The organism is Roseimaritima sediminicola (assembly GCF_009618275.1).
Taxonomy (GTDB): domain Bacteria; phylum Planctomycetota; class Planctomycetia; order Pirellulales; family Pirellulaceae; genus Roseimaritima; species Roseimaritima sediminicola.
In genome coordinates this window covers 36,032-52,035 of sequence record NZ_WIAD01000041.1, presented here as the reverse complement: position 1 = coordinate 52,035, position 16,004 = coordinate 36,032, and the positions used below count along the sequence as shown (strand labels likewise).

Sequence of the window (16,004 nt, the reverse complement as noted above, 5' to 3'; positions counted from 1 at the left end):
ATGGGGTGGGTGTGGCCGCTTCTGCGCTAAGCTCGCCCCGCTTCAAGGAGAAGTGCGACGAAGGTTTACTGCAACCCGTTGCTCGTCCGGGTAGACTGGTCCGAGCAATTCGTCCTGTTTCCTCCTGTGAGACCTCACCATGCGTACCCTCCTTGCCGTTTCTCTTGCTTGCCTTGTCAGCTGTTTACTGTTGCCGCCGGCCGGTGCTGCCGAGCCGGAATCGATGCGGCTATGGGACGGAGACGCTCCGGGGGAAACCGCCGAGTTGGGGCCCGAGCGGACGCTGCCCGAACGCGACGAAAAACCGACCCCGATCGTGCGGCTGACCGATGTCTCCACGCCGATGATCACCGTGTACCGGCCCGAGAAACAGGATCCTCTTCGCACCGCCGTCATCGTGGCTCCCGGCGGCGGTTACCACATCCTGGCTTACAACCACGAAGGCACCGAGATCTGCGAGTGGCTGAATTCGATCGGCGTTACCGCCGTACTGCTGAAGTACCGGGTGCCGCGTCGCGGCGACACCGAGGTTCATCAGGTGCCGCTGCTGGATGCGCAGCGGGCCGTCCGTACGGTTCGGGCGAACGCAGAGAAATGGAATATCGATCCGAATCGAATCGGCATGCTGGGGTTCTCCGCCGGCGGTCACCTGACCGTCATGACCGGCGTGCACGGCGACGCTTCGGTTGCCTCGCCCCGCGATGCGATCGATCGGGAGAGCGCGGCCGTGCAGTTCATCATCCCGATCTATCCGGCTTACTTGCTGGATAAGGAATCGCAAGGGCTCAATGCCGCGGTCAAGGTCGATGAAAACTTCCCGCCCGCTTTCATCGCGATCACGTTTGACGATGCCGATCGAGCCGTCGGCAGCGCGGAACTGATGATCGCGATGAAGGCCGCCGGTGTGCCGTGCGAGCTGCACGTGTATCGCAACGGCGGTCACGGTTACGGCATGCGCCCGACCGGCGATCCGGTTGCCGGTTGGCCACGGTTGTGCCGCGACTGGATGGTCGCGTCGGGGTTGTTGTCGGGGGAGTAAAACAGGAACCGCGGGCTAGCGCCCGGCGGCTAATAGTTAATCGCGTTGCTTAGAACGCGTCTTGCGGGATCACTTCTCGGCCGGCCATGGTTAGGAGTGCTTTCAAGACGGCCGCTTCGATGGTCGGTGACAGGAGGCGGACCGAACCATCCGCGAAGCCGACGATGGCTTGCTCCTGATCGCCGAAGAACTGGGCGTTCAGCTGTTCGCCGTCCAACTGCCAGGCGTCGGGTTTGGTCCACGGGACGGCGGCCGACTGAGGCGCGGTGCCGATCATAATTGTGTTGCTGGTCCCGTCGGTCACGTCTCGAATGGTTCGCGGCGGGCCGTCGCCATGCCACATGCTTCCTGCCAGCGCGGGCAGGCGAATACGGCTGTGGCCGGCGGGCAATTCGTCATTCGGTGCTTCGTCGCTCATGACCTTAAACACCGAAGGCATTTTCTCGATCAGCCGGCGGTTGTGCTCGCTGTCCCATGGCTCGTCTAGTTTGAAGGACCTATACAACTCAATCTGATCGACGAAGGGTAGCAGGGCGACTCGCCAGGACAGCAGCGGTCGGCCTTGCTCGTCGACGGTATGTCGGCCGGGAAAGGATTTGTACGTTTCGTGGAAATTGTGCATGCCCAAGGCTAATTGCTTGAGGTTGTTTACCGTTTGCATTCGGCGAGCGTTCTGGCGTGCTGGTCGAAGCATGCTCTCGATCAGGTTCTGCAGTTTTTCGCGGTCGGCTTTGACCACCACGGTGGCGTCGTCGACCGTGATCTCCGGACGCGGCATCTGGGCCGGCACCAGCTTCAGCAGATTCTCCCACTGAGCCTCGTTGACGGCGGCCGCGTCGGCGTCCGCAGCCTGCACGCGGATTTCGAAGGCGGCTTGCGGCGGCAGGTCCCAGCCGATCTGGACCGACCGGGCCGAGGCCATCCAGCTCCGCGGCGAGATGCCGGTCTGATCGTTCTCGCCCAAGTTCTCCGGCCACATCGCGATCACCTCCTGCCGGATATCATCGGGCAGGCTGAGCACCGCCTGATGCGCGAACTGGCTCATCGCGGCCAGCCCACGATCGAACTCCGGCCGCTGCGGGTCGGGCACGGCCTGAGCGTCCTCGCTGTAGATGTCTCGCAAGCTGGCCGGGCAAACGATCACCGCACCCTCGACGCGCAGGACTGCGAACTCGAAGGGAAAGTTGCCGGGCTGGAACATGGCATCCAGGAAGGAGCTGACTTCGGCCGTGTCCTCACATTCGATCCGCACGCAGGCCGCTCCCTGCAGTAGTGCTCGTCCGTGAACGCTGACGAACACGTGGTCCGCTCCGGCGTCCCGCAGGACTTTCCAAAGTGGCCCGGCGGTGCTCGACAACTTTTGTCCCGCCGCAACCTGAGACAGGATCTGTTCGAGGGCGGACGCGTCGATCTCGTCCAGGTCCAAATGTGCGGCCAGCAGCGTGTCCGACAACACGACCTTGGGTGGGAAACGATCGGGCGTTTCCCCGCGGGTCACGCCGGTCCACAGGAACAGGCTCAGGGCAGCGAAAAGGACGCAGAGTCGTGAGGTGCGAAGCAAAGGCATGGAGGTCAACCTCGTTGGCGAAAAGGGGCGTAGGCGAAGGAAAAAGCAGTGCAGGAGACGATCATTGCTGAGTTTGCAGCTGGAGAATGATGGTGGTGTCAGGGGCGCCCTGGCGAGCAGGGCGGGAGGTCAGCTGAGCTTCGGTTGGCGACCGGCGTTCGTAACCGAAGGGGCCTCCAGCAACCGGATCCGGCCACGCCGGCAGGTTCTGCAGGTCGTCCAGCGACTCCGGCAATTGGCCGTGCGTGGCGGCGTAGTCGCGGATCGCTTCGACCGTGGCCATCCGAGCGATGGTTTGTTGCATTCGCAAACTTGCCGAATTGGCCGCTCGAATCGCGGGCATCAGCTGGCCGGCTAAGATCGCCCCGAGGGTTCCGAAACGCAGGCCTCCAGCTCGGTTGTCGAAGACGATCGCCTTCTCGGTGCGGTCCAAGTAGTCGGCACGAATCGATTCGGGCAGCAGCGTCCATTTAAAGAACTCGTCTTGGATCACGGCGATTTGGTCAGCCGTCGCTCGCAATATCGCTTCACTGGGGCTCATCGCTCGCACGGTTTCTTCGCTTCTGCCGCTGGCGATCAACTGTTGGCGAGCCGGTTCGGTCAGAGCGATCACGAGACCGCCGGCGGCCAAGCTACTGATCGCCGGCTCAGGACTAGACCCCCATTCATTCAAAGCCCGAACCTGGTCGATCATCTCGACCAAGTGCTCTCGCCAGACCGTGTTGGTGGCTCCTTCCGGCAAATCGTTCAAGGTGGGAAACACTCGAGTGATCAACGAGGCTTCGAATTGCATGGCCGAATCAAGGCTGTAGATCGATTCAGGTAAGCTGGCCAGCGCCCAGTAGAGGTTCGGTCCGTCGGGCATCTGCATCAGCTGCTCTGCCTGGCCCAGCATCATCGCGCTGATGGCGATACCGACCAGTCGCGCAACCAGCAGGTCCGCTGCCCCGCCGCTGGCTTCGCCCAACCGAAAACCCACTCGCATCGATTCGATCGCGTCGTCGTAGCGTCCTTCGGCCAGGGCGAGGCGTGATTCCAAGGCCAACAATCGAGCCAACTCTCGCATGTTCTGGATTTCCGGAAGGCCTAACTGAATGGTTTCCATACCGCGCAGTTGATCGACACCGAGTTCGTACCGGGAATTCTGCATGCGGACAGCTCGGTGCACCTCGCGCATCACCGTGCCTTTGTCGTCCAGGTATTTTTGGACGTCTTCGGTCGGCATCTCGTCCAGCGGACCCTCCATCCAGGTTTCGTAGTTGGAGTAGAACGCGTCCAGCGAGTTGTCCGCACCGCGACCGCTGGCAGCCCGCTGTTCCAGCAACGTGATGACGGCTCGTTGGAACGGTACGAACGCGTTGCCTGGGACCATCTCCATGCGATCGGGCCAGAAGCGTACGTCCAGCGCCGGACTGGGTTCGGCCGCGGGATGCAGCGTCCACACCGGCGGCTCGGGCGGCTCCGGTTCTGACGGCGTCTCCTGTTGCAGGGCTTGGATCTGAGCATGAACCCGGAGTGGTTCACAAACCACAAAACAGGCTGCCAACGTCAGCAATAGAAAAAGTCGATAAGTCATGATTACATCCAGGATTGCCAGGAATCGAGTGATCGACGGGACGGTAAGGGAGTGAGCGGAAACGGGGTTCGATCGAGCGGGTCCTCGGACGTTTCGCGTGTCCCTGCGGGCGGTTCGGGGGCCTGAGGGAGCGAACGGCTTGGGTGCCGGTGCTGGGCCCGCGGAGGATTCCAGCGTTGCAGGTCCTCGATCGTGTCGGCCGACGGCGGGCGCGAGGTCAGCCGTGTGGCCACGACCGATCGCTGGGCCGGTGGCGTCAGCCAGCCGTTAACCGCCGCCACCGGATCCAGGGCCAGCCCCAGCACCGAGGTGGGCGGTTGGCGCGGGGCGGGCGATGAACGCAGGGCGGGCGGACGCGACGCCACGTCCGGTTCCACCCGGGCGACGCGCCGGTTGGTGTCTTGCGGCATATTTGGCAGGCCTTCGGCTTGCGGACTTGGGACCGGCATCGCGTCCGGTTGCGGCGGGTCCACGACCGGCGACTCAGTCGCCGCCACCAGCGGCGCCGGCGAGGGCCGTGCCGGGCGGTCGCCCCAGCGATACGCCAGGGGACCGACCAGCACAGCGGTCACACAGGCGGCCGCCAGCAATCGCAGGCTCTCGCGTCCGGCCCGCGACGGTTTGGCCGCGGCCGCTTGGCCGGCAGCGAATCCACAGCGATACATGGCCACGGCGGGGTCGGTTTCGCTGGCCGCCGGCTGCAGCGCCGAGAGCTGTTGTTCGAAGTTTGGTTGGTTCGACATGGTTTTACCCAGGTTGTTTTTGATGGGCACGTTGCTGCAAGGCGCTGAGTGCGCGCTGGTAGCGGCGGTTGGCGGTGGCGGCCGAACAGTCCAGGACGTCGGCGATTTGACGAAACGTCATGCCTGCCCACAGGTGCATCACGATCACGCTGCGCAAGTCCTCGTCCAGTTCTCCCAGCCAAGAGGTCACTTCCTGGCCGTCTAACTTTTGTTCGTGGTATTCGGACGATCCGGTGAACCAATTTCGCGTCAGTGCGACCGCTCGCTCGCGGGCTCGACGTCGCAGTCGCCCTCGCCAGCTCGAAAGGATCTGGTTGCGCGTGGTCCGCACCAGCCAGGCCAACGGGTCGTCGGGCAATTCGGACTGCTGGGCGAGCGCCACAAAGGCTTCCTGCACGGCATCCTCGGCACCCTCACCGGTGGCCCGCGCGATCATCACAAGACGATCCGCGTGCTCGCGCCACAGCCGGGTTAGGGTCGCTGGATCGATCACCGAGGAGACTCAAAAGCGGAGGTTCAGGGCCGGTCGGCAGGTGCCAGTCCTGCCAACAGCTACCCCAAGGATGCCACGAACGGCCGCTTGTTGCACACGAAAGCAAAAATTGATTGAGCCGTTTGTTCACAGGCTGGAAGCCTATGCCACTGTTAGGTCACACTGGCGGTGGGTTCGCCCCACTGGGCGGGGAACGCGTGCTCGCAGTGCTCGCAACGGATTTCGCTGCCCAGCTGGTGATCTTCGATCGTCGTCTCCGCTTCGCACTCCGGGCACGGCACGCGCAGGTGCAGCGTGTCGTCGCTCATTGCCGCCAGGTGCTCGATCGTCACTCCGGCGACTTCGATGTCTTCGCCTTCGAGCGTGGTCAGTAATTCGCGGTCAACCTCTTTGTAACCGGCCAGGCGATTGGCCAGCCGGCGGACGCTGCGTTCAAAGCTGTTGCGGGCGCAGCGACCGTTGCCGAAGTGACGATCACGACCGGCGTACAGGTACGCAAACCCGTGCAGCAACCGCCGCCGAGCTTCGGTGGGCAATGTGTACTGGGCGTGGCCCGCGATCAATTCAAAGATGCGGCCCAGCTGCGAGGGAGTGTAGTCGTCGAAATGCATGGTCGTGCCGACGCGTGAGGACAGCCCGGGATTGCTGCGGATCATCGTCTCCATCTCCTGCGGATACCCCGCCAGGATCACGACCAATTCGTCGCGTTGGTCCTCCATGCGTTTCAGCAGCGTCTGGACGGCTTCGCGACCGTATTGATCTTGGCCGCTGCGGTCGATCAACGTGTAGGCTTCGTCGACGAACAACACGCCGCCGAGCGCTTCATCGATCTTGGCATTGGTTTTGGGGCCCGTCTGACCCGCGTACTCCGCCACCAGCCCGCTGCGGTCGGTTTCGACCAATTGGCCTTGGGGCAACACGCCCAGCGCCCCGAAGATTTCGGCGATGATGCGAGCGACCGTGGTTTTGCCGGTTCCGGGATTGCCCACAAAGGCCATGTGCAGACTGGGGGTCGTCGTGGGCAGGCCTGCCTCGCGGCGCCGAGCTTCCATCTTTAAGAAGTTCGTCAGCGTCTGGATCTGTTCTTTGATGGCGTCCAAGCCGATCAAGCGATCGAGTTTTGCCATCGCGTCGGAAAGGCGCTCTTCGGGGCTGCGCGAATCCTCGGGCGTGGGTTTCTGGTCGACCGGCGGGGTTGCCGATCCGGCGATGGAACGCGGCGGCAGCGGTTGTTCTTGCTGGGGGCCTGTCGCGGCAGAATCCTGCCGCTCGACCGTGGACGCGCCGCTGCGCAGGCGAGCGGCTTCCTGGCGGATCCAACGCAGTGCATCGCGAGAGGCTTCGGGGGCGGCGGCCAGCGGCTGGGGGTCGCTGCCGCCGAGGCGATCCAGTTCCTCCTGGACCGCTTGCAAACGACCGGCGTCGGCCGCGCTGAAGTCGCCATCCACCTTCGATACCAGGTTGATCATCCGCGTAATCAACGCATTGACTTCGCCCCAGCGATCTCTCAGCGGCGGCAATTCGGCGAACGGTCTGACCAGATCGCTCCAGCGAAACTTTTCCGCTTCTCCGATCAACCAGTCCATGGCCTCGTTCAAACGATGGCCGATGACCGGTTCGTTCCACAGATGCGACAGCAGGACGCGGCCCAGTTGACGTTGCTGGAGCGTGCGGTTCTGGGGATCGGCCAAGGAGCTGGCAAAGACTTTCATCACCAGGCCGTGGTGCAGGTCGTTCATCTGGTCGGCGATCGCCGCGATGTCGGCCGGATTGCCGTCGGACAACCAACCGTAGCTGCCGCGCAGCAATTGACCGCTTTCGGCGTACAGCTGCTCGGTCGCCTGCAGGGCTTCGCGATACAGTCGGGTGGATTCGATGATGCGTGCGTCGGAAGAGGGGTCAGCCACGCCTGGGCCTCCAGAACGGTTTCAGAGCGTTATCGGCAGTCAGGTCGCATTGTAGAGCGTAGAGTCCTTTGCAGCAGCCACGAAGCTAGTCTCGAAGGACTGATTCGCTGCCGGGCAGAGTGTTGTTCGGCACGCAAAGCCTTGCCGGAATCGGCAATGCATGCCAGCATGGAAGCAGCGACGCCGCTGTTCGGCTGCGCGATTCATCGTCTTCTCGCACAACCCTTGTTGCCTGTGTCTTCGCTCGATCCCGCTCACAGCGCCGGGCCCACGCCCTACCCCTCGACGCCCCGGCGTGCCTTCCCGGCGTGGCTGATGTCGGTGTTGCTGCACGTGGTGTTGATGACCAGCGGCGCGATCCTGCTGGCGACCACGCGCGGGGGCACCGAGCAGGAGCCGGATCGGCCGGTGGGGATTGCGATCGTCGAAGCCCTGCCCGACCGCACCCAGTACACCACACCGCCCGACCTGCAGGTGCAGGAGGCGGTCGAGGGCGAGGCCAACGACCAAGCGGCGGCGATGGCCGCGGCCGCACCGCCCGCGGACCTCGACGCGCCGCTGGATCTGGAGGGCGTGCTGGCCGAGCTGAGTGAGACGCCGATGCCGGGATCGGTGGGAACCACCGGCGACGCGCTCCAGGGCAGCGACACGGCCCTGCCCGGTACCGACCCGCTGGGCGATGGCGGATCCAAACCGACGACGACAAAGGTCTTCGGCGTCTCGGGAACCGGTTCTCGCTTTATCTACGTGTTCGATCGCAGCGACAGCATGAACGGACACAGTGGTCGGCCTTTGCAAGCGGCCAAGATCGAATTGATCAAGAGCCTGCGAACGTTGACCGAACAACAACAGTTTCAAATCGTGTTCTACAACAATCGCTCGCAGCCCTTCGTGCCGACGGGAAGCACGGCGCGGATGTTCGAGGGCAGCGAGGTGATGCGCAAACGCGCCGAGGACTTCGTTCGCAACATGACCGCGTTTGGCGGCACCGAGCACGAAGCGGCGCTGAAGATGGCCCTGCGGATGGGACCCGACGTGATCTTCTTTTTGACCGATGCCCGGATCCCACGCTTGACGGGGCGCCAATTGCGCGAGATCCGGGCGCGCGCCGAGCGGGCCGGAACCACGATTCACGCGATCGAATTCGGAGCCGAACCGGCGGCGCCGGACGACAGTTTTTTGCGCGAGTTGGCGGCGGACAACGGCGGCCAGTATCGTTACTTGGATGTACGTCAGTTTCGCGCCGATGGCGCGTGGGATACGGAACCACAATGATGACCCGCATCGCGACTCCTCCGCTCGTTCAATCCGGTTTGTGTCGCGGTGCTCGGTGGAGCCGTCTTGGACGCTTCGGCACCGTGGTGCTCGGCATCGCCGTGTGCTGGCCGGCAATCGTCGCGAGGGCTGCCGAAGAGGGCGCCAGTGGACAAGATCGCGTGGCGTACCTGCCGGCAGAAAATGCCGCGGCCGGCAGCGAAGCGGAGCATCGCGATTGGCGAAATCGGCCGCTGCAGGTGGTTACCGGATCGATCCAGAACTGGAACGAGAAACATCTGCAGATTCAGTCCGCCGGCGGACAGGACGTGACGGCGCTGCGCAGCGAAGCCGTGGTCTGGGTGCTGCCGCACTGGAGCGACGCGGACGCTCGGGCCGGCGCGAGGGCCTACGCCGAGGGCCAGTTGGCCGAAGCGATCGCCAAGATGTTGGCGGCCATTAAAAAACGTCCACGATCGTGGCAGCAGGAAGCCCTGTCGGTGCGGTTGGCCGTGGCCGCGTTCGAAGCGGGACGCTACCCGGCCGCGTTCGAGTTGATCGCGCAACTGGATCGCGGCGATCTGCCCGCGGTTCTGGTGGGTCAGCTGCCGATCGTGTGGTCGGGCCGGTCCCGTGACGCGGGCCTCATCGCCGCCGCGAAAGCTCGACTGGACGCACCCCAGCCGCTGCTGCGTCTGGCCGCTGCCAGTGCGTTATTGTCCACCAGCGAAGCGGCTGCGGCACGGCGAACGCTGGAAGATTTGGCCGGCGATGGCACGCGACCGATCGTAGCGAAACTGGCCGATGCCCAGCTGTGGCGAACGGCCACGCCGGTCGAGACGAAACAATCCGCCTCGCGTTGGCAGGAGAAATGCGAAGCGATGCCGCCGGCGGTGACGAGCGGCCCCTGGGCGGCGATCGCTGAAAGGCTGCAGACCGCCGGCGAAACCGAGGCGGCCCTGGAGTACTGGTTGGCCGTCGCAATGCTCTCGCCCGACCCCGATCACCCGGCCGCCCAAAGAGCCCGCCGCGTCGCCGCCCAGCTGCTTAAACAACAAGGCCGCAGCGACGAAGCCGCTCGTCTGCAACGTTAAAGTAGCACGGCTGTCCCAGCCGTGAACCGCGATGCTCTCGGCTGGGGCAGCCGAGCTACTATGGACCGCGATGCCACTTCGTTACTTGTTTAAGGATGTGCTGCTTTGTTCGCTTTAACACGACCCATGTTCAGGCCCCGCATGATTGCCGCGAGCTTGTTTCTTGCTGGCCTGCTGTCGCCTGGCTTGCTCGCCGCGGCCGATTCGCCCACTCGCCCGAACATCGTCTTTATTCTTGCCGATGACCTCGGCTTGAAGGACCTCAGTTGCGAGGGATCGACGTATTACGAAAGCCCGCACATCGATCGACTGGCGGCCAGCGGGATGCGATTCACGCAGGGCTACGCGACCTGCCAGGTCTGCAGTCCTTCGCGGGCTAGCATCCTAAACGGCCAGTTTCCCGCTCGGCACGGCATCACCGATTGGATCGGCGCGGCGACCGGCAAGAACTGGAAACGCAACGATCGCATCGAACCGGCCGAGTACCGACGCCAGCTGGCCGCCGAGGACGTGACGTTGGCCGAGGCGCTTCGCGAGGCCGGTTACCGAACGTTCTTTGCCGGCAAATGGCATCTGGGCGGCGAGGGTTCGTTTCCCGAGGATCATGGGTTCGACGAGAACGTCGGCGGCCATCATCGCGGCAGCCCGCCCGGCGGCTTCTTCGCGCCGTTCAAGAACCCGAAGATGGAGGACGGTCCCCGCGGCGAATCGCTGCCGCTGCGATTGGCCGACGAGACAGTGGACTTTATTCGCCGCACGCACAACCGACAGGAAGGACCATTCTTTGCTTACCTGTCTTTCTACAGCGTGCACGGCCCGATTCAGACCACCGAGCCGCTGTGGGAGAAGTATCGCTGCAAAGGCCAGGGCCGCGCGGAGGAAGGCGAGCGCTTCGAGATCGATCGCACTCTGCCCGTGCGACAGGTCCAAGATTGCCCGATCTATGCCGGGATGATTGAATCGATGGATGCGGCAGTCGGCCGCGTGACGAAGGCACTGGATGAGCTGGGGCTGGAGGAAAACACCATCGTCGTGTTCACCTCCGACAACGGCGGCGTCTCCAGCGGCGACGCGTACAGCACCAGCAATCTGCCGCTGCGCGGTGGCAAGGGCCGGCAGTGGGAAGGCGGGATCCGCGAACCGTTCTACGTCCGCGCGCCCGGCGTGACCGAGCCGGGCAGCACCAGCGACGTGCCCGTTACCGGCGCCGACTTCTATCCCACGCTGCTCGAGCTGGCCGGATTACCGCTGCGCCCCGAACAGCACCAGGACGGCGAGAGCCTCGTGCCGGTGCTCGGTGGCGGGACATTGCCGGCGCGGCCGCTGTTCTGGCACTACCCGCACTATGGCAATCAGGGCGGCGACCCCTCGTCGATCATCCGCCGCGGCGACTGGAAACTGATCCACTACTACGAGGACGGCCGCGACGAGCTGTACAACCTGGCCGAAGACCCCGCCGAGCAGCACGATGTGGCGGCCGAGCATGCGGCGCTGAGCGGAAGTCTGCGAGCGGCTTTGGACGCGTATTTAAACGAGGTCGGTGCGGCAATCCCCGTTGCCGATACGCGTTTCGACGCCGAAGCCAAGCGGCAGCAACAGCAACACATTCGGGAGCGTCTGCTGCCGAGGCTGGAACGTCAGCACGCCCGGTATCTGGAAGCGGACTTCCAGCCCAATCCCACTTGGTGGGGAAGCCTGCCGCGGGATCCGTCGTAGAAGACGCGAGCCGTAGCCCGTAGCTGAACTCGCCAGAGTTTGGGGGAAGTCAGATTTGAGATCTCAGATTTGAGATTTGAGATTTGCTGACTCTAGCGGATTCTATGTATAGGAAAGGAAGTTTTCTCCCCTCTCCCCCGCGGCGCCGCGAGCGTCAGCGAGTGAAGCGGTGGTGGGAGAGGGGCCGGGGGTGAGGGGGCTCGAGTGCAAATAGCTGACGCGTTGCACCGGATCTTCCTGCCGCGTACCGTATCGAGGCGCGGCACTGACGAGCCTGCGCTGCAATTCCCCCTCACCCTCGACCCCTCTCCCCCAAATCCTGGCTCGCTTAGGCTCGCCAGGATTTGGGGGAGAGGGGAGAAAACGTTTTTGTCCATACATCGATTCCGCCGGAGTCAGAGATTTTGCAATTTGCAATCGACTCTCGGTGGTTGCTGCCCCTCAACCCTCAACCAACAACTAACAACTAACAACCTCCCCGTTAGCGGGCGTTTTGCAGCAGTTGCTCGAGTTCGGCGGGCGGTTGGTCGAAGGTGACCATGCGGTGCTGGTCGCCTTCGCGGACGATCACGATCACTTGACGATCGCTGCCGGCGGCGGTTTGCGTGCCCGCTGCGGCGGTTCCGCCCAGGCTGGCCAATCGCGTGGGCGGGGCCGCGGTGGCGGCCGGAGCCGTTTTAGGGGTGGTTGTGGCGGCGACCGCTGGGGCGCCTCCGCCTTTGTACAGGTTGGCCAGTTGGACGCGATCCAGTTGCCAGTAGATCGAGCGCGGGCCGGTGTAGATGCCCACGTCGCCCTGGTGGTCGGCGGCGTTGCATACGGCGATCAAACGGCCTTGTTGATCGAACAGGCCGCCACCGCTGCGGCCGTCGATCGGGGCGCCGGCGATTTCGATGTTCGAGGCGCCCTTGTTCTGGTCGTACTTGTCGACGCCCGTGATCCGGCTGTCGCGGCGGCTGGGGTCGTCGCCGCGGTCGCAGCCGAAACTGAACACGGCTTGTCCGGTTCGCACCGTTTCGTTTTTCGGCAGCACGGCGACCGGTTGGACGGGAATGCCCGGCTTGATCACCACCAAGGCGATGTCGCGGTCGTCAGCGTCGTAATCGACCACCTGGCCGGCGACGGTTTTGATTTGGCCGGCGTGAAACAATTCCACTTCGATGCGTCCCTTGCCGCCGTTCTCGCGGAACAGGTGGCCGCAGGTCAGCACCAGAGCTTCCTCGCCGTGGGTGTCGATGATTGTGCCAGTGCCCACGCCGAAACCGGTGTCGTCGTGGACTCGCAATCGCACGGTGGCCGCGCGAGCGGTTTGGATGGCGTTGGCGACGCTCATCGAAGGCACCGCTTCGGATCCTCCGCTAACGGCGGCCATTCGCGTTTCGGGCTGCAGTGCGGCCGGCGGCTGGACCGAACGCGTGGGGGTCAGTTCCGCAGTGGTTGCGGTGCGCAGCGTTTCCTGCAGCTTTTGAAGGCTTTGCACGCCGACCAGACGGGCCTGTTCGCGGCCATCGGCGATCACGACGTACGTGGGAGTGCTGCGGATCTTGTAGCGAACGGCCAAGTCCTGTTCGCGGTGGACGTCGACGTGGCGGACCGGAACGCCGCTCTGTTCCAGCCGAGCGATCACCGGCTGCATCGACCGGCACGGCGGACAACTCTGCGAGGTAAACTCGACCAGGACCGCATCGGTGGGCGTTGCCGTTACGGCCGACAACATCAACAGCATGGTTGCTTGTACCACGTTCCATCCCTCCATGGATTTCGCGTCGCCCGATTCGTCGGCGACGATTCTCTCTTGCTTGCATCTCGACCCGAGTCTTTCGGGCCGCGGTCGGCTCGAACATCCATGCCCGAACCGTGCCATCGGGGCGGATAGTCGCTCGAGGCCCGCTTCGGTGCCAAGATCAATGCCGCGGTGGCAGGCGATGGTCGGGCCGATCAACCGGCGCTAAGCCGTTGCGAGAAAAGGGGTTGAGGGACCGCGGTTTTTTCTGCGATTTTGCCGAGAAAAGTTAAAGTCTGCCTGCCGTTCCGCATTTCCGCTGGTTCTTTACAATCGGCGGACCGCATTTCGCCCCCTCAATCGGTTACGAAAGTCGTTCCAGTATGAGCCCTCGCCGAATCCTCGTTACCAGTGCCCTACCCTACGCCAACGGGCCGATCCACATCGGCCATCTGGTGGAGTACATCCAGACCGATATTTGGGTGCGGTTTCAGAAGATGATGGGCAACCGCTGTGTGTACGTGTGCGCCGACGATACGCATGGCACAGCGATCATGATCCGAGCTCGCCAGGAAGGACGCAGCGAAGAAGCGTTGATCGCGGCCATGCAGGAGGCGCACGAGCGTGACTTTGCCGCTTTTGATATCCAGTTCGACAACTACGGCAGCACCCACAGTGACGAGAATCGCCAGTTGTGTGCCCGCTTCTGGCAGGCCCTGCGGCAACAGGACCTGATCGTCCAGCGGGACGTGGAACAATTGTTCGATCCCGAAGCCGAGACGTTTCTGGCCGACCGCTTTGTCCGCGGCACGTGTCCCCAGTGTCAGGCCACGAACCAACCCGGCGACAACTGCAGCAAATGCGGCAGCACGTACCGTCCGGCCGAATTAATTGATCCCCGCAGCACCCTCAGTGGAGCCGCGCCGGAGCTGCGGTCGGCACCGCACCTGTTCGTCCAGCTGGAGAAGCTGCGCGACTTTCTCGCCGACTGGGTCGCCAACAGCGGCGCCCTGCAGAGCGAGACGGCCAATTACCTGGCCGGTCACTTTCTGAAGGATGAACTGCGCGACTGGGACATCTCACGGCCCGCCCCGTACTTTGGTTTCGAAATCCCCGATTCGCCCGGCAATTACTGGTACGTCTGGTTCGATGCCCCGATCGGTTACGTCGCCAGCACGCAGCAGTGGTGCCAGCGGAACGGCGAGTCGCTGGAGGATTGGTGGCAATCGGACGAGACCGAAATCCATCACTTCATCGGCAAAGACATCACCTACTTTCACACCCTGTTCTGGCCGGGGATGTTGAAGGCGATGGGCTGGAGCCTGCCGACGAAGGTGCACATCCACGGCTTTCTGACCGTCGATGGCGAAAAGATGTCCAAGAGCACCGGGACGCTGGTCACGGCCGAAACCTACCTGCAGCGTTTGGACCCGGCCTACCTGCGATACTTCTACGCCACCAAGCTGACGCCGCGCGTCGAGGACATGGACCTGGGGCTGGAGGAATTCGCCGAGAAAGTGAACAGCGATCTGGTCGGCAAAGTCGTCAACCTGGCCAGCCGAACGGCCAAGTTCGCCGGCAAACTGGGACTCTCGCCCGAGTACCCCGACGACGGAGGCCTGTTCGCCCAAGCAGCCGAAGCCGGGGACCGAATCGCCGAGGCCTACGAAGAGTGCGACTACGCCCGCGCCATGCGGCTGATCATGGAATTGGCCGATCGAGCCAACCCCTACGTCGAACACGCGCGGCCGTGGGAGCTGCGCAAAGACCCCGAGCGTCAGCAGGAACTGCAGGACGTGTGCACCGTCGCGCTGAACCTGTTCCGACAACTAGCTATCTATTTGGCTCCCGTGCTGCCGCGTCTGGCGCAGCAGTGCGGCGAATTACTAGGCGAACCGATCACGCGGTGGCAGCAGAGCCGCACGCCGCTGGTCGGCACGCCCGTCGCCCCTTTCAAGCACATGCTGAAACGTGTGCAAATCGAGGACCTACAACAGATGATCGAAGACAGTAAAGAACAGGACACGCCCGAAGAATCGACCCCCGCGTTTGCCGACAGCGATCAACCGCTGAAGGACGAACCGCTGGCCGAGGAAATCACGATCGATGATTTCGCCAAAGTCGATCTGCGCGTCGCCCGCGTCGTGGCGGCCGAGCATGTGCCCGAAGCCAACAAACTGTTGAAGTTGACCTTGAGCCTGGGCGGGGAAGAACGCCGGCAGGTGTTCGCCGGCATCAAGGCCGCCTACGAACCCGAGCAACTGGTCGGTCGCATGGTGGTGATGGTCGCCAACCTCAAGCCGCGAAAGATGCGGTTCGGCCTCAGCGAAGGCATGGTCGCCGCGGCCGGCCCGGGCAAGAGCGAAGTCTTCCTGCTGGGCATCGACGATGGTGCCCAGCCCGGACAACGCGTGCATTGATTGGTCAGTTGGTTATTGACCTCTCAAGGGGATTGGTATCGACATATCTCTTCACCCTCCCTCTGGAGACTCTTCAAACACACGAAATCGTTTTCTCCCCTCTCCCCCGAATTCTGGCGAGCCTAAGCGAGTCAGGATTCGGGGGAGAGGGGCCGGGGGTGAGGGGGATCGCCACGCGGCGCCTTCGTCTTTGGATACTGGTTAGTGATACGGGACGCGGCAAATCTACACGAAGCCAAGTTACAAGCAGTTGCGCCTGAGACCCCTCACCCCCAGCCCCTCTCCCCGCCGGCCTGGGCAAGCTCCACTTGCCCAAACCGGCGGGGAGAGGGGGGTAAACGTTCGTAGGAACAGATTCCGATAGCGTCGGGAAATACTAGGGAGACTCTATCGAAAGTGCTGGAAAATTAGTTTTTGAAGAGTCTCCCCCGGCCGGGGCGATGTCTTTTTCCGTTTGGCAACCTCTGTCGTT

11 protein-coding genes are annotated in these 16,004 nt (G+C 63.4%); 5 read left to right on the top strand and 6 right to left on the bottom strand.

What is annotated here, in order from left to right; genetic code table 11:
- Positions 1-139 precede the first annotated feature (139 nt).
- Positions 140-1,039: an alpha/beta hydrolase gene (locus GE027_RS17185; protein ID WP_153558450.1), complete on the top strand. Its 900-nt coding sequence runs from the start codon at positions 140-142 to the stop codon at positions 1,037-1,039.
- A 49-nt stretch (positions 1,040-1,088) separates the two neighbouring features.
- On the opposite strand, the gene GE027_RS17180 is transcribed toward GE027_RS17185, so the two are convergent.
- The 5 genes from GE027_RS17180 to GE027_RS17160 all read right to left on the bottom strand — a co-directional run bounded on the left by GE027_RS17180 (position 1,089) and on the right by GE027_RS17160 (position 7,325).
- The gene (locus GE027_RS17180) at positions 1,089-2,606 is read right to left on the bottom strand and encodes a DUF1559 family PulG-like putative transporter (protein ID WP_153558449.1); all 1,518 of its coding nucleotides are present in this window, start codon (positions 2,604-2,606) and stop codon (positions 1,089-1,091) included.
- 61 nt (positions 2,607-2,667) lie between these two features.
- Positions 2,668-4,182: a hypothetical protein gene (locus GE027_RS17175; protein WP_153558448.1), complete on the bottom strand. Its 1,515-nt coding sequence runs from the start codon at positions 4,180-4,182 to the stop codon at positions 2,668-2,670.
- A gap of 2 nt (positions 4,183-4,184) precedes the next feature.
- Positions 4,185-4,925, bottom strand: a complete 741-nt coding sequence (locus GE027_RS17170; RefSeq protein ID WP_153558447.1) for a hypothetical protein — start codon at positions 4,923-4,925, stop codon at positions 4,185-4,187.
- A gap of 4 nt (positions 4,926-4,929) precedes the next feature.
- Positions 4,930-5,418: an RNA polymerase sigma factor gene (locus tag GE027_RS17165; protein ID WP_153558446.1), complete on the bottom strand. Its 489-nt coding sequence runs from the start codon at positions 5,416-5,418 to the stop codon at positions 4,930-4,932.
- Between the two features lie 152 nt (positions 5,419-5,570).
- Complete coding sequence (locus GE027_RS17160; RefSeq protein WP_153558445.1) at positions 5,571-7,325, bottom strand: AAA family ATPase; 1,755 nt, start codon at positions 7,323-7,325, stop codon at positions 5,571-5,573.
- Between the two features lie 234 nt (positions 7,326-7,559).
- On the opposite strand from GE027_RS17160, the gene GE027_RS17155 reads away from it, so the two are divergent.
- From GE027_RS17155 to GE027_RS17145, 3 genes are all read left to right on the top strand, one after another.
- Positions 7,560-8,600, top strand: a complete 1,041-nt coding sequence (locus GE027_RS17155) for a vWA domain-containing protein (RefSeq protein WP_237607609.1) — start codon at positions 7,560-7,562, stop codon at positions 8,598-8,600.
- Complete coding sequence (locus GE027_RS17150) at positions 8,597-9,673, top strand: hypothetical protein (protein WP_153558444.1); 1,077 nt, start codon at positions 8,597-8,599, stop codon at positions 9,671-9,673. Before GE027_RS17155 ends, GE027_RS17150 begins: the two co-directional genes overlap by 4 nt.
- Positions 9,674-9,814: 141 nt before the next feature.
- A complete protein-coding gene (locus GE027_RS17145; protein WP_153558443.1) occupies positions 9,815-11,389 on the top strand; it encodes a sulfatase in 1,575 nt (524 codons plus the stop codon).
- A gap of 481 nt (positions 11,390-11,870) precedes the next feature.
- On the opposite strand, the gene GE027_RS17140 is transcribed toward GE027_RS17145, so the two are convergent.
- Positions 11,871-13,130, bottom strand: a complete 1,260-nt coding sequence (locus GE027_RS17140; protein ID WP_237607608.1) for a trypsin-like peptidase domain-containing protein — start codon at positions 13,128-13,130, stop codon at positions 11,871-11,873.
- Between the two features lie 365 nt (positions 13,131-13,495).
- Here GE027_RS17140 and metG point away from each other — a divergent pair, with 365 nt between their 5' ends.
- On the top strand, positions 13,496-15,532 hold the full coding sequence (gene metG / locus GE027_RS17135; RefSeq protein ID WP_153558441.1) for a methionine--tRNA ligase: 2,037 nt from the start codon (positions 13,496-13,498) through the stop codon (positions 15,530-15,532).
- Positions 15,533-16,004: the final 472 nt, after the last annotated feature.

Coding starts and splice junctions, on each gene's coding strand:
- GE027_RS17175 (WP_153558448.1), bottom strand. CDS start 4,182: ATGACTTATCGACTTTTTCTATTGCTGACGTTGGCAGCCTGTTTTGTG.
- GE027_RS17150 (WP_153558444.1), top strand. CDS start 8,597: ATGATGACCCGCATCGCGACTCCTCCGCTCGTTCAATCCGGTTTGTGT.
- GE027_RS17185 (WP_153558450.1), top strand. CDS start 140: ATGCGTACCCTCCTTGCCGTTTCTCTTGCTTGCCTTGTCAGCTGTTTA.
- GE027_RS17170 (WP_153558447.1), bottom strand. CDS start 4,925: ATGTCGAACCAACCAAACTTCGAACAACAGCTCTCGGCGCTGCAGCCG.
- GE027_RS17180 (WP_153558449.1), bottom strand. CDS start 2,606: ATGCCTTTGCTTCGCACCTCACGACTCTGCGTCCTTTTCGCTGCCCTG.
- GE027_RS17145 (WP_153558443.1), top strand. CDS start 9,815: ATGATTGCCGCGAGCTTGTTTCTTGCTGGCCTGCTGTCGCCTGGCTTG.
- metG (WP_153558441.1), top strand. CDS start 13,496: ATGAGCCCTCGCCGAATCCTCGTTACCAGTGCCCTACCCTACGCCAAC.